The organism is Azospirillum sp. TSH58, from assembly GCF_003119115.1.
In the GTDB taxonomy this organism is placed as follows: Bacteria; Pseudomonadota; Alphaproteobacteria; order Azospirillales; family Azospirillaceae; genus Azospirillum.
The window spans coordinates 2,517,319-2,530,146 of the sequence record NZ_CP022364.1; the positions used below are offsets into that span (position 1 = coordinate 2,517,319).

A 12,828-nucleotide genomic window follows, 5' to 3' on the forward strand; every position below is an offset into this window, starting at 1 on the left:
CATGAATCGTTAACAGATTCACGTCTTACTGTTCTGCGTTGGAGTGGCGATGCGGAATGGTGAACTGTGCGGAGTCTTGAGCGGTCTGTTCATGCCCTGATGGAGGCTGTTGGCGACGTCGTCGCCGTGCTGTCGCCGGACGGGCGGTTCGCCGAGGTGGGCGCCGCGTCGCTGCGCGTGTTCGGCACTCCGCCGGAGGCGCTGCTGGGGACCGCCGTGCTGGACCGTGTCCATCCGGAAGACCGCGACGAGGTCGCCCGCTGCCTCGCCCGACACGGCCACCGGGCCTCCGCCACCCCCATTGGCCCGTTCGCCTGCCGGCTGCGCCACGCGGCGGGGGGATGGCGCCGCATGGAGGTGACGGCGTTGAACCGGCTGGACGACCCCGACATCCGGGGGATCGTCCTCAACGCCCGCGACGTGACCGACCGGGTGGAGGCCGAGCAGCGGCTGCGGGCGAGCGAAACGCTCTACCAGACGCTGGCCCGCTCCGCCCCGGTCGGCATGTTCCAGACGGATCGCGACGGCGCCATCGTCTCCGCCAACCCGCGCTTCGCCGACATCGCCGGGCTGTCGCCCGACGCCCTGCACGGTCATGGGTGGCGCGCCGTGCTGCATCCGGACGACCGTGCACGGCTGGAGGCCGACTGGGCGGAAGCGTGGGCGTCGGGGCAACCAATTCTGCTGAACCTGCGCTTCCGCGGGGCGGATGGCGGGATCACCCACGCCCTGTGCCAGGTCTCGCCGCTGGCCGACGCGGACGGACGGGTGCAGGGCTGGGTCGGCACGCTGACCGACATGACCGAATATGTGCGGACCGCCGACGCGCTCCTGATGGCGGAGGCCCGGACCAACGCCATCGTGGACGCCGCGGCCGACGCCATCGTCACCATGGACGGGGAGGGCATCGTCCACAGCTTCAACCCGGCGGCGGAGGCGATGTTCGGCATTCCCGCCGCGGACATGCTGTGGAGCCGGATCGACCGGCTGATCCCGGACATCGTCGGGCTGCTTCAGGATGGCGGGCTGGCCGTCTACCAGCCGGGCGGCCAGGCCCAGGGCGCCGGCGCCGTGCGGGAGGCCGAGGCGGTGCGGGGCGGGGGCGGCCGCTTCCCCATCGAGCTGTCGGTGAGCGCGGTCGAGACGGGCGGGCGCCGCGTCTTCACCGGCATCATCCGCGACATCACCGCGCGCAAGCGGGCCGAAAGCGACCTGATCGCCGCGAAGGAGGCCGCCGAATCGGCGGACCGCGCCAAGTCGACCTTCCTCCAGATCATGAGCCACGAACTGCGGACCCCGCTGAACGCGGTCATCGGCTTTGCCCAGGTGATCGAAATGCGGCTGCTCGGCGCGCAGGAGGTGGACCGTTACATCGACTATGCCGGGTCGATCCGCCAGTCGGGCGAGCATCTGCTGGCGATCATCGACGACATCCTGGACATCACGACCATCGAGGCCGGCGGGCTGCGCCTGAACGAAACCCCCATCGCTCCGCCCGCCCTGGTGGGGGAGGCGCTGAATCTCGTCGCCATCCAGTCGGGCAAGCGCGGCGTGCCGATCCACATCGAGCTGGAGGATGGCCTGCCGATGCTGTCCGGCGACGCGCTGCGCCTCCGGCAGGTGCTGGTCAACCTGCTGTCGAACGCCGTCAAGTTCTCCAATCCCGGCGAACCGGCCGTCATCCGCGCCCGTCGCGCGGGGGATGGCGGGCTGGAACTGTCGGTGACGGACACCGGGATCGGCATCGCGGCGGAGGATATTCCGAAGGCGATGACCCCCTTCGCCCAGGTCGACCAGTCGATGGCGCGGCGCTACGAGGGGATGGGGCTCGGCCTGTCCATCTCGAAACGGTTGGTCGAGGCGCATGGCGGCACGCTGCGGGTCGACAGCGCGCCGGGGCGGGGGACCACGGTGACGGTGGCCCTGCCGCCGGGCCGGATTGTGGCCGACGCATGAGCAGGACGGCGGCCTCCGGCGGACACAAAAACGGCGCCCCGGTTTCCCGAGGCGCCTTTCGGACACGCGGTGCTCGGACCTGTGGAGGTTCGCCGTTACGCGGCCTGCTGGGTCAGCGCGGGCTTCGCCGCGCCGTTGGTGCCGATCTGGATGGTCCGGGGCTTCATCGTTTCCGGCACCTCGCGCACCAGATCGATGTGGAGCAGCCCGTTCAGCAGATTGGCGTTGCCCACCTTGATGAAGTCGGCAAGCTGAAAGCGGCGCTCGAAAGCGCGGCCGGCAATACCCCGGTAGAGGAATTGGCCGGTCTCCTGTTCCTTCTTAGCTTTCCCTGTGACCACCAAAGAGTTCTGCTGAGCGGTGATCTCCAGGTCCTCCGGGCCAAAGCCGGCGACGGCCATGGTGATCCGGTAAGCGTCGTCGCCCGTCTTCTCGATGTTGTAGGGCGGGTAGGACGCGGCGGCCTCGTCGCCGGTCATCGCGTTCTCCAGGAGACGCGAGAGGCGGTCGAACCCGACGGTCGAACGGAACAGGGGCGAAAGGTCGTAGGAGCGCATGACATATCCTCCAAATGAGCGATACAGCGATCGGAGACCACGATCATCGTCGGTCCCCCGGTTTGCGGTTCCGGCGAACCCCAACTGGGCGTCCGCCGACACCGCGACAGATAAGCGAGCCCCCCAGCCGTTCAAGAGGGGGGCTTTCAAGAGCGCGCTTTTTGAAATTCGCCGGTCCGCGCCGCCGTCCAGTGGGCGGGCGGTGGGGGACCACAACCACTCATCGATTGTTAATCAGTTGCGGCGAGGCTCGGAATCGGGCCATTCGGCCGCGGGAGGGGTACGGCCGTGATGGAAACACCGACCTTCTTCAACGGGACTTATGATGAGACGATGGCGCTGCTGATCGAGGCGCGCAATTACATCGCCTATCACGACGCCGTCAGCCATCGGGCGCTGCCGCCCCAGGTCCGGCTTCAGATCTCGTACGAATCCATGCGGGTGACCAGCCGCCTGACCCAGGTGATGGCCTGGCTGCTGGCGCAGAAGGCCGTCCATGCCGGGGAGATGACCCGCGAGCAGGCGGCGAGCGACGACTTCGCCCTGTCGGGCGGGGACATCTGCACCGATCCCTCCGGCCCCGACAACGAGCAGCTTCCGGAAGGCCTGCGCAGCCTTCTGGAGCGCAGCCACCGGCTCTACATGCGCGTCGCCCGGCTGGACGAGCGCGCCCGCGACGCGGTGGCGCTGGCCGGCTGACGGGCCGGCTTCCCGATAAACCGCAAGCAGAAGCCGCAAACGCGAAAAGGGCGCCCGGCGAACCGGACGCCCCTTTTCGTTTTGCGGGCGAAGAAGCTTACTTCTTCAGGCCGAAGCTCGCGAAGCGCTTGTTGAACTTGGCGATCTGGCCGCCCGTGTCCAGCAGCTTCTGCACACCGGTCCAGGCCGGGTGCGACTTCGGGTCGATGTCGAGGCGCAGCGTATCGCCCGGCTTGCCCATCGTGGAGCGGGTCTTGAACGTGCTGCCGTCGGTCATCACCACGTTGATCTCGTGGTAGTCGGGATGGATATCAGTCTTCATGGCCGGGGTTCCTGCAAAGCGAGCGCGGTCTATAGCAAAGCATGCGGCATGATGCAACCGCGTTCCTTCGCCGGAAAGGCGGCCGGTCCTTAAGGCTCTCCGCTGTGCTGTGCCGCCGTGCCTGCCTGGTTCAATCCGCCGACCGCACCATACCTTGTTCATAGGCCCCCCCCTTGCTATATGCCGGGTTTGCCCCCGTGCACCATCCGCACATTGTCCTGCCGCTGGGGAGCCCCGGTGTCCCGTCATTCGTCGAAGTCCGATCCGGTGTCCGAAGGGACGCCTTCCGCCGCAACGCGCCGCCGCAACCTGTCGCCGCTTCGCCGGCTGTTTCCCTTCCTGTGGCCCTACCGGCTGCAAATCCTGGGTGCCATGCTGGCCCTGACCGTCGCCGCCGGAACCGTGCTGGGGCTGGGGCAGGGCATGCGCGTCCTGGTCGACCAGGGCTTCGTCGCGGGCGATTCGGCGCTGCTCGACCGGGCGCTTCTGGTCCTGCTGGTGGTCATCGTGCTGATGGCCGCCTCGACCTTCGGGCGCTTCTATCTGGTGAGCTGGATCGGCGAGCGGGTGGTGGCCGACATCCGCCGCGCCGTCTACAACCACGTGGTGAAGCTGTCCCCCGGCTTCTTCGAGACCACCAAGACCGGCGAGATCCTGACGCGCCTGACCACCGACACCGAGGTGCTTCAGACCGTGGTCGGCTCCTCCGTCTCGATCGCGCTGCGCAACACGTTGATGTTCGTCGGCGGCACGGTGATGCTGCTGGTGACCTCGCCGAAGCTGGCCGGGCTGGTGTTCCTGGGCGTGCCGGTGGTCATCCTGCCGATCATCATCCTGGGCCGGCGGGTGCGCGCCCTGTCGCGGGCCAGCCAGGACAAGATCGCCGACCTCGCCTCCTTCGTCGAGGAGACGCTGGGCGCCATCCGCACGATGCAGGCCTACACGCACGAAACCATCGACCGCCGCCTGTTCGGCGCGCGGGTGGAGGACGCCTTCGCCACCGCCCGGCGGCGGGTGACGGTGCGCGCGATCATGACGATGATCGTCATCGTGCTGGTGTTCGGTTCGGTCGGCCTGATCCTGTGGATCGGCGGGCACGACGTGCTGGCTGGGCGGCTGACGGTGGGGCAGCTCTCGGCCTTCGTCATCTATTCCGTGGTCGTCGCCGGTTCGGTCGGGGCGATCAGCGAGGTGGCCGGCGACCTTCAGCGCGCCGCCGGCGCCACGGAGCGGCTGTTCGACCTGCTGGACACCGAGCCGGAAATCCGCGCCCCGGCCGTCCCGCGCGCCCTGCCGGAACCGGCGCAGGGGGCGCTGTCCTTCCGCGACGTGCGCTTCCACTACCCGTCGCGGCCGGACTGGGCGGCGCTGAAGGAGTTCTCGCTGGAGATCGAGCCGGGGGAGACGGTGGCGCTGGTCGGCCCGTCGGGCTCCGGCAAGTCCACGGTGTTCCAGCTTCTGCTGCGCTTCTACGACCCGCAGGCCGGGGCGGTCACCCTGGACGGGGTGGACGTCCGCGACGCCGACCCGGTGGAGGTGCGGCGCCGGCTCGGCCTCGTGGCGCAGGACCCCGTGGTCTTCTCCGCCAACGCCTGGGAGAACATCCGCTACGGCCGTCCGGACGCCACCGACGCGGAGGTGCTCGCCGCCGCCGAGGCCGCCCACGCGCTGGAGTTCCTGCAGGCGTTGCCGGAGGGGCTGGACACCTTCCTGGGCGAGAAGGGCGTGCGCCTGTCCGGCGGCCAGCGCCAGCGCCTGTCCATCGCGCGGGCCATCCTGCGCGACCCGCCGGTGCTCCTGCTCGACGAGGCGACCAGCGCGCTCGACGCGGAGAGCGAGCGCATGGTGCAGGACGCGCTGGACAAGCTGATGACCCGGCGCACCACCATCATCATCGCCCACCGGCTGGCGACGGTCCTGAACGCCGACCGGATCGTGGTGATGGAGCAGGGGCGCGTCGTCGCCACCGGGCGCCACGCCGATCTGGTCCGCGAGGGCGGCCTCTACGCCCGCTTGGCGGCGCTCCAGTTCGACCGCGCGGCGGACGAGGCCGGGCTGGTCGGCGGCTGAGGAGCCCTCCGCCGTTCGGACGCCGAATCGGGAACCCGTCCGCGCGTGCGGCGGTTGTCGGGCCATGTCCACCGACGCGGCGCATTCTCACTCACCGGCACGGGCGGCAGCGGGCCTCCCCTGGGCGGGGTACCTGCTGGGCTTCGGGCTGGGCGGCTTCTTCGACGGAATCCTGCTGCATCAGGTGCTGCAATGGCATCACCTGCTGTCGGCGGTCGAGTCCTCCGCCGTTCAGGACATCCGTGTCCAGATCCTGGCGGACGGGCTGTTCCACGCCGCGATGTACGTCGTCGCGGCCGGCGGCCTGTGGCTGCTGTGGCGGAGCCGGCGCCGCTTCGCCGAACCGGGGGCGGACCGCCTCCTGTTTGCCAACGCGCTGATCGGCTTCGGCGTCTGGCACATCCTCGACGGCGTTCTGTCCCACTGGATTCTCGGCATCCACCGCATCCGCATGGACTCGGCGACCCCGCTGCTCTGGGACCTGCTGTGGTTCGTCGTTTTCGGCGTCGCTGTCGTCGCGGCGGGCTGGCGGCTGCGGCGCGGCGGGGGAGGCGGCGGTGGCCGCGCCGCGCCCGTCGCCCTGGCGCTGGCGGTCCTGATCGCCGGGCCGGTCGCCGCCCTGCCGCCGCCGGGCGTGACGACGGTGATGGTGCTGTTCAAGCCCGGCACGACGGCGCCGGACGTGTTCGCCGCCGTGGCGGCGGTGGACGGGCGGACGGTCTGGCAGGACCCCTCCGGCCAGCTCTGGGCCATCGATCTGGGCGAGCAAGGCAACCCGACGGCGCTCTACCGGCACGGCGCCCTGCTGGTCAGCAACACGCTTCTGCCGACCGGCTGTCTCGACTGGTTCCGGACCTGACGCGCCGCCTTCCGGTCACGCCACGCCGAGGCGGTGCAGGGTGGGCAGCCGCAGGCGGGTGAAGCGGTCGAACCGGGCGCGCAGCTCCGCCACATTCGCCTCATCGCCATCGAGCCGCGCGCCGTCGCGCGACAGGGCGAGTCCATCCGCCGACAGCGCTTCCCAGGCGGTCGCCGCCGGGTCGGCGCCGGTGCGCCGGGCCAGCAGGAACAGCGCCTCCAGCCGCGACACCGCGACGCCGGAGCCGAGGACGGGCGACGCCAGCGTGTCCAGCGCGTCGTCGCGGCGGTTGCGGTCCAGGATGGCGGCGTTGAAGCGGTCCGCCTGGAGCGCGCGCGCCGCCTGACCGGTCTCGGGCAGGGCGGGCGCCACCAGGGCGAGGCTGGTCAGGATCATCAGCGCGCGCAGCACGGCCTCCTCGCCATGGCGAGCGAGGGCGGGCAGGGCGGCCAGCTCGGCGAGCGTGGGCGTGCCGGTGGCCAACGCCTCGGCCAGCGGGCCATGCAGGTCCTGCGGCAGCGGCACGCGCCCGACCGGGGCCAGCACCACCTCCGGCAGATCGTCGGGCGGCACCAGAAGGGCGAAGCGGGTGGCGCGCAGCCGGTCCCGCCGCTCCGCCGGGGTCAGCCGTTCCGCACCCTTCACGAACAGGTCGCGGCGGAAGGCGCGGTTGGTCAGCAGGTCGCGCAAGGTTTCGCGGTAAGCCGGGTCGCGCGCCTCGGCCAGCAGGGACAGGGCGTCCGGCGGCAGGGACAGCTCGTCCATCTGCTCCATCGGGACGGCGGGGGCGGCGAAGTCCAGCTTGGCCGCGGCCAGCTCCCGCGCCACGTCGGCGTGGTAGAAGGCCGTCCAGTCGCGGTTCAGATATTCGTGGGCGATGTAGTTGGGCGACTTGCGCTTCAGCGAGTCCAGCCGCGCCGGCAGCGCGTCGGCCTGGGCGAACCAGCCGGCGTTCAGGGCGGTCAGGCGGCTGGCGAAGGCCACGGCCTCCTCGATCCGCTCCGGCAGCGGGCCGGTGCGGTCGGCGCAATGCTCGACCAGGACGCGGCGCATCGGCATGTAGGCGAGCGTGCCGGGCAGGGCGTTGTAGCTGACGAAGACCAGCCCGCCGGGCTTCAGCCGCCGCTTCAGCAGGTCCACCAGGATCGCCCGGTTTTCTGCGCTGACCCAGGACCAGACGCCGTGCAGAGTCACGACGTCCAGGTCCTTGGCCCCGCCCTGGGCGTACTCGGCGAAGCTCTCCTCCAGGAAGGCGGCGTTGCCCAGCCCGGCCTCGGCGGCGAGCCGCTGGGCACCGGCGATGTGGCCGGGGTTGAAGTCCACCGCCTCGAACCGGGCGTCGGGATGGCAGCCCGCCAGGACGGCGCTGCTCACCCCGTGGCCGCAGCCGATCTCCGCGCAGGCGAAGGACCCCGCGAGGTCCATCGGAGGCCGCCAGCCGCGCAGGGTCAGCGCGAAGGACAGCAGCGCCGGCGACAGTTCCCGGTAGAAGGCGTGGATGTAGCCGATCCCGCCCACATAGCCCTCGGTCCAGCCCTGCATGATCCCCAACCCCTCCGTCATCCGCTGGGGAAGGGTGATAGCGCCGGGCTTGGCAGGCTGTCAAAGAAGGCGGCCAAAGAGGGCGGTCATGAAGGGTGAATCCGCAGCCGGAACGAGCCCCGCAAAAAAATGCGATCCTATCCATTTTGGTATCGACAAGCCCCGGACCCTTCGCTATAAACCGCGCCACACCGGCCGGGACGACGGCTTGGCCGGACAGGAACCCTAGTCGATACGGTCAGGCACCCCCTGACGCAGAGACGAAGGCTCCGGTGCCGGTGTGAACGAAAAGTGATGGGCGCATAGCTCAGTTGGTAGAGCAGCTGACTCTTAATCAGCGGGTCCAAGGTTCGAGTCCTTGTGCGCCCACCATCACTTTCCGGATCGAAAGGGATCACTCCCAGGACCCCTTTCACGCCGCCGGGCATTCCAATGCTCGGATGGGAATGGGCGCATAGCTCAGTTGGTAGAGCAGCTGACTCTTAATCAGCGGGTCCAAGGTTCGAGTCCTTGTGCGCCCACCATTCCCTCAGAGCGGCACGACAGCGATGCACACAAAAGGGCTGCCCTCGGGCGGCCCTTTGTGCGTTTGGGGCTCTGCTTACGCCATCAACTCCTACCGGCGCCGGGGCGGCAGGGGACGAGCAGGTTCGCGGTCATCTGCTGCACGATCTCGCCATCCTGGTTGAGGGTGGTGGTGCGCACGCGGGCGATGCCGCGGTCGGGGCGCTTGGCCGATACGCGGACCTCCAGGATCTCGCTTTCGATGCGCAGCACGTCGCCGGGGCGGGTGGGCTTGGGCCAGCGGATGTCCTCCACCCCCATCCCGACGAAGCCGCCGGCCAGGGCGCCGTCCCCCGTGACGATCATCCGCATGGTCAGCCCGGCGGTGTGCCAGCCGCTGGCCGCCAGCCCGCCGAAGACGCTGTCCCGCGCCGCTTCGGGGTCGAGGTGGAAGGGCTGCGGGTCGAACTGCCGCGCGAAGGCGACGATGTCCTCCTCCGTCACGGTCACCGGGCCGCCGGTGAAGCGGTCACCGGCGGTGAGGTCGTCAAGATAGCGCATTGGTCGGCGGACTCCCGTGGCTGGCTGCACCGTCGCTTTGCGTTAACCTTTGCGGGGCGGGAACGAAAACGATACCTGCCACGTAAAAATTGCAAAGCAGCCGGGACGCAAAATGTCGGGGCGGAAAACGCCCGCCGGCAGGGCGCCGGGACACAAAACAACGACGCCGCAGGGCGGGCCTGCGGCGGTCTGGTCCGGTCGGACGGCGAGCGGAATCGCTTATTCGGCGGCGGTGCTGGCCATGCGGCTGCGCACGGACGGCGGCGGCTGGTTCCCGCGATAGTCCTGCAGCCGCGTGGCGCGCAGGCCCCGCATGCCGTGGCTGTCGATCAGCCGTTGCCAGGACAGGAATTCTTCCACGGACAGGGTGTAGCGGCGGCACGCCTCCTCGAGGCTGATCAGCCCCGAACGCACGCCGGCCACGACCTCCGCCTTGCGCCGCATCACCCAGCGCTTGGTGTCCGGAGGGGGAAGATCATTTTCTGTCATCGGCCGTCCTGCTGGACCGATGACCGACGCTCCACTGGAGCCATCGTCGCTCATTTCAAGCTCGCGAGATGACATGCGCGGACGCTCCACCATCAGCAGTGTATTCCACGATTTGGTGGTAACCTACCCCTTCTCCGCTTAACAAAAGCCTAAACGATAGGGTTAATGTTTTAAGCATAAAAGGCGTGGCGCATAGGTCCATCCGGACCCATGCCCATGCCTTTGCCCATGCGTTCGGACGACGCCTATGAGGGTTTTGAGAAGGCCCTCAGTACACTTTGGAGAGCTTGGACAGCGGAACCTCGACGCTGCCCACGGAGACCACCGTTTCGCCGTCCTTGTTGGACCCGATGCCGTTGACCGTGCCGAAGGTGAAGGGGGTCGCCTTGATGATGTCGTCCTTCTTCTCGGACACCGGGGCGATGTTCAGGCGGTACTGGCCCGGCTGGACGGCGTTGCCGCCGTCGTCCTTGAAGTCCCAGTTCACGACATGCTTGGTGCCGGCGGTGGTCTCACCGGTCATCGACCGGACGACGCGGTTCTTGCTGTCCAGGATGTCCACGCGCACCGACTTGGCGGACTTCTCCAGCTCGTAGGCCAGCGGGGCCGCCGTCATGCCCTGGGTGTAGTCGAAGCTGTCGCCCTCGAAGGTCACCGTGCGGCCCAGATAGGCGAGGTTGGTCGAGTTGGTCGAGGCGTTCTGCAGCTTCAGCAGCTTGTCCAGGCGGCTGTTGGTCCCGATGTTCTGCTCCACGTTCGCGAAATCGACCAGCTGTTTGGTCATGTCGTTCGTGTCCATGGGCTTCAGCGGGTCCTGGTTCTGCATCTGCGTGGTCAGCAGCTTCAGGAAATGCTCGAAATTGTCACCCAGCCCCTTCACCGCGGTGTCGAGCTTCTGCTCGTCGGCGGTCTTGGTGGTCTTGGTGGAGGTGTCGGTCTTCGTCTTGGTCTGGTTCAGATTCCAGCTGCTGCCGTAGTCGGTGTTGGTGGTGGCCATGGTCGTGGTCCTTCGCTGGAATGGCTGCGGCTGGTCTGAATCAGGCTTGGATGTCGACGCGGCCCGGGGCCAGCGTCAGGGTGTAGGCGGCCTGCGCATCCTCCACTTCGCCGGTGCCGCCGCCGAGGCCGCGGCCCCGCCGGCCCGAGCCGCCCTGCCGTCCCGAATCCTGGAACGACTGGCCGCCTTCACCGCGCAGGCTGAAGTTGAGGCTGTTGCTGTCCGCCTTCAGTCCAGCGTCTTGCAAGGCGCGTTCCAGGTTGCGGCTGTCGCGCTGCAGCAGTTCGAGGGTCTGGGCCTTTTCCACGGCGACCGACGCGGTGACCCGCCCGTCCTGGCCGATCTCCAGCTTGATGTCGATGCGGCCCAGCTCGGCGGGGCGCAGGTTGATGGTGAACTGGTCGTTGCCGTCCGACACGTTCTTGGTGATGTGGACGGCCACCTGCTCCTGCACGCCCATCGGCAGGCCGGCGGACCCGCGGGACGGGCGAAGCTGGGTGGTGGTCAAGCCCGTGTCCACGCCGCTCGCCGTGTGCACGCCCTCGATCCCGGCGAAAACCGGGTGCGTGGGGGTGGTGGGGTGCGACGCGCCGTCGGTCGGCGGGGCGGCGTCCGTTGCGGCGGCGGACGCGGCGGCGGTCAGGAACGCGCTTTGCCCGGCAGGCTTTGCCGGGTCGGCAACCGGTGCCTGGGGCGCCGGCGGCTGCGTCAGGGCGGCGTTGCCGCTCGGGTCCTGGTTGCCGCGGTTGCCGGCGTTGGCTCCGGCATCGCCGTCCGCTCCGGTCCGGGTCGCGCCCTTGGCCTTGGCCGCGGCGAGATCGGTCAGGGATTGCGGCAGCGGCGCGCTGTCGTCGTTCGGCAGGTCGGCGAGGGGGAGGGCGCCGGAGGGCAGCGCGTCGGCGGCCTGCGCCGGCTTGTCCTTGGCGGCGGCGTCCCCGGCCTCGGCGTGGGGGGCGGGCACTTCGGTCGGCGGGCCGCCCGCCGGGCCGGCCGTCACCGGCACGGCGTCCGCCATCGTCGGGGGCGTTTCCGCGACCGGCTTGGCCGTGGCCGCGGCCTTCACGGAGCCGTCGGAGGCGGCCTTGGCCGTGCCATCCTGATGAGGGGTGGCGGTGGCTGCCAGGGCAGCGGCCAAAGCCGCTTCAGCGGCGGCGGCGTCAACGGCCGAAGGAGCCTCCGCATCGTCCGGAGTCGGGGTGCCGGGGGGCGTGGTCCCGGCCGGGGCCGCCGCATCGGTCGCGCCGACGGCCGCCGCGTCATCGCTCTTGTCGGCCTCGCCATCCGGCGTGCCGATGGCCACCGGGGCGACGGCCAGCGACAGGGCGGCCTGCGTGTCGGTCAGGGTGGTGGACTGGTCGGCGGTGACCAGCTCCACGGTGGTTTCGGTCACCGTGACGGTCAGGTCGAGGATCACGGCCTCGCCGTTCCCATCCTCGGCCGCCTGATCGCCGGCGCCGTCCTGCGTGGCGCCATCGCCCATCGCGCCGCTGGACTCCTCCGGCGGAGTCTCCTCCGCCATGTCGGCCAAGGAGGCGGCATCGGCGGGCATCGGCTTGGCGGCGGTGTCGTCCGGCGCCGCCTTGGCGCCGGCGGCCTTCGGGTCCTTTGCCGCGTCCTTCGCTGCATCCTTCGCTGCGGCGTGGTTCGCGGCGGCGGCCTCGCGCCGCTCTGTGCGCGTCGCGTGGGCGGAGTCGCCGGCCTTGGCCGCGTCGGACGCGCGGGCGTCCCTCCGCTCGGCGGTGCGCTGGGCCTCGTCCTTGCGGGCGGCACGGGCGTCGGCCTGGGCGGTGGCTTCGGAGGCTTGGCGCGGCTTGGCCGGTTCCGCCCGGATGGGGTCGGGGCGGGACGGCGGACCGCGCTCCGCAACCTTGCGGTCGGCGGCCCGGTTGGCGGCCGCCTGGTCGGCGGCTCCCGCCGCGGCGGTGCGCCGGTCCTGCGCCGCGGCCTCCGCCTGGATCTGATCGCGCTTGCGGGTGGCGGCCTCGCTGATCAGCCGGTCCATCATCGAGGCGAACTTGTCGCTTCGCGGGGCCGTGTTCTGGCTGGAGGAGGTCTGGCCCCGGACCAGGCTTTCGAACGCGGAGGGCGCGATGTTCGTTTGGATGGCCATGGAAGGGATTCCCCGAAGCGGACAGGTGCACCCCATCCGGAAGCAACTAACGGGCCAGTTTCAGGGCGGGGCCGGCCTGTCCATCCGCGCCTCCGCGCCCGGCAGTTCCGTCCGCAAGGCGGCAATTTCCGCCGGGTGACCGGCGCTTCTTGCCGGACCCGG

11 protein-coding genes and 2 tRNA genes are annotated in these 12,828 nt (G+C 69.9%); 6 read left to right on the forward strand and 7 right to left on the reverse strand.

Annotation, left to right across the window (positions count from 1 at the left end; genetic code table 11):
- The first annotated feature begins 99 nt into the window (after nt 1-99).
- A complete protein-coding gene (locus TSH58p_RS15430) occupies nt 100-1,956 on the forward strand; it encodes a PAS domain-containing protein (RefSeq protein ID WP_247874089.1) in 1,857 nt (618 codons plus the stop codon).
- 95 nt (nt 1,957-2,051) lie between these two features.
- Here the strand turns inward: TSH58p_RS15430 and TSH58p_RS15435 are convergent, their stop codons facing one another.
- Nucleotides 2,052-2,513, reverse strand: coding sequence for an Hsp20 family protein (locus tag TSH58p_RS15435; protein ID WP_109070618.1), 462 nt, complete (start codon nt 2,511-2,513; stop codon nt 2,052-2,054).
- Nucleotides 2,514-2,804: 291 nt separating this feature from the next.
- Here TSH58p_RS15435 and TSH58p_RS15440 point away from each other — a divergent pair, with 291 nt between their 5' ends.
- The gene (locus tag TSH58p_RS15440) at nt 2,805-3,212 is read left to right on the forward strand and encodes a DUF1465 family protein (RefSeq protein WP_109070617.1); all 408 of its coding nucleotides are present in this window, start codon (nt 2,805-2,807) and stop codon (nt 3,210-3,212) included.
- Between the two features lie 97 nt (nt 3,213-3,309).
- Here the strand turns inward: TSH58p_RS15440 and rpmE are convergent, their stop codons facing one another.
- A complete protein-coding gene (rpmE, locus tag TSH58p_RS15445) occupies nt 3,310-3,534 on the reverse strand; it encodes a 50S ribosomal protein L31 (protein ID WP_014241009.1) in 225 nt (74 codons plus the stop codon).
- 237 nt (nt 3,535-3,771) lie between these two features.
- Between rpmE and TSH58p_RS15450 the strand changes: the two genes are divergently transcribed.
- Together TSH58p_RS15450 and TSH58p_RS15455 are read left to right on the forward strand one after the other, a co-directional pair.
- Nucleotides 3,772-5,604, forward strand: a complete 1,833-nt coding sequence (locus tag TSH58p_RS15450; protein ID WP_247874088.1) for an ABC transporter transmembrane domain-containing protein — start codon at nt 3,772-3,774, stop codon at nt 5,602-5,604.
- 64 nt (nt 5,605-5,668) lie between these two features.
- On the forward strand, nt 5,669-6,463 hold the full coding sequence (locus TSH58p_RS15455; protein WP_109070615.1) for a DUF2243 domain-containing protein: 795 nt from the start codon (nt 5,669-5,671) through the stop codon (nt 6,461-6,463).
- A gap of 15 nt (nt 6,464-6,478) precedes the next feature.
- Here TSH58p_RS15455 and TSH58p_RS15460 read toward each other — a convergent pair whose 3' ends face one another.
- Nucleotides 6,479-8,005: a class I SAM-dependent methyltransferase gene (locus TSH58p_RS15460; protein WP_109070638.1), complete on the reverse strand. Its 1,527-nt coding sequence runs from the start codon at nt 8,003-8,005 to the stop codon at nt 6,479-6,481.
- 296 nt (nt 8,006-8,301) lie between these two features.
- Here TSH58p_RS15460 and TSH58p_RS15465 point away from each other — a divergent pair.
- Nucleotides 8,302-8,377: transfer RNA gene (locus tag TSH58p_RS15465), tRNA-Lys, on the forward strand.
- A gap of 76 nt (nt 8,378-8,453) precedes the next feature.
- Nucleotides 8,454-8,529, forward strand: a tRNA-Lys gene (locus TSH58p_RS15470).
- Between the two features lie 85 nt (nt 8,530-8,614).
- Here the strand turns inward: TSH58p_RS15470 and TSH58p_RS15475 are convergent.
- From TSH58p_RS15475 to TSH58p_RS15490, 4 genes are all read right to left on the reverse strand, one after another.
- Nucleotides 8,615-9,070, reverse strand: a complete 456-nt coding sequence (locus tag TSH58p_RS15475; protein WP_109070614.1) for a MaoC family dehydratase — start codon at nt 9,068-9,070, stop codon at nt 8,615-8,617.
- 219 nt (nt 9,071-9,289) lie between these two features.
- Nucleotides 9,290-9,613 (reverse strand): DUF1153 domain-containing protein, encoded by a 324-nt coding sequence (locus tag TSH58p_RS15480; protein WP_051657784.1) that lies wholly within the window; start codon nt 9,611-9,613, stop codon nt 9,290-9,292.
- 214 nt (nt 9,614-9,827) lie between these two features.
- The gene (locus TSH58p_RS15485; protein WP_109070613.1) at nt 9,828-10,556 is read right to left on the reverse strand and encodes a flagellar hook assembly protein FlgD; all 729 of its coding nucleotides are present in this window, start codon (nt 10,554-10,556) and stop codon (nt 9,828-9,830) included.
- 40 nt (nt 10,557-10,596) lie between these two features.
- Entirely contained in the window at nt 10,597-12,666 is a 2,070-nt protein-coding gene (locus TSH58p_RS15490) for a flagellar hook-length control protein FliK (RefSeq protein ID WP_109070612.1), read from the reverse strand.
- Between the last annotated feature and the right edge of the window lie 162 nt (nt 12,667-12,828).

Bases quoted from the DNA above. Each gene is read 5' to 3' on its own strand.
- TSH58p_RS15430 (WP_247874089.1), top strand. From the start codon at position 100: ATGGAGGCTGTTGGCGACGTCGTCGCCGTGCTGTCGCCGGACGGGCGG.
- TSH58p_RS15475 (WP_109070614.1), bottom strand. From the start codon at position 9,070: ATGCGCTATCTTGACGACCTCACCGCCGGTGACCGCTTCACCGGCGGC.
- TSH58p_RS15485 (WP_109070613.1), bottom strand. From the start codon at position 10,556: ATGGCCACCACCAACACCGACTACGGCAGCAGCTGGAATCTGAACCAG.
- TSH58p_RS15490 (WP_109070612.1), bottom strand. From the start codon at position 12,666: ATGGCCATCCAAACGAACATCGCGCCCTCCGCGTTCGAAAGCCTGGTC.
- TSH58p_RS15480 (WP_051657784.1), bottom strand. From the start codon at position 9,613: ATGAGCGACGATGGCTCCAGTGGAGCGTCGGTCATCGGTCCAGCAGGA.
- TSH58p_RS15455 (WP_109070615.1), top strand. From the start codon at position 5,669: ATGTCCACCGACGCGGCGCATTCTCACTCACCGGCACGGGCGGCAGCG.
- TSH58p_RS15440 (WP_109070617.1), top strand. From the start codon at position 2,805: ATGGAAACACCGACCTTCTTCAACGGGACTTATGATGAGACGATGGCG.
- TSH58p_RS15460 (WP_109070638.1), bottom strand. From the start codon at position 8,005: ATGCAGGGCTGGACCGAGGGCTATGTGGGCGGGATCGGCTACATCCAC.
- rpmE (WP_014241009.1), bottom strand. From the start codon at position 3,534: ATGAAGACTGATATCCATCCCGACTACCACGAGATCAACGTGGTGATG.
- TSH58p_RS15435 (WP_109070618.1), bottom strand. From the start codon at position 2,513: ATGCGCTCCTACGACCTTTCGCCCCTGTTCCGTTCGACCGTCGGGTTC.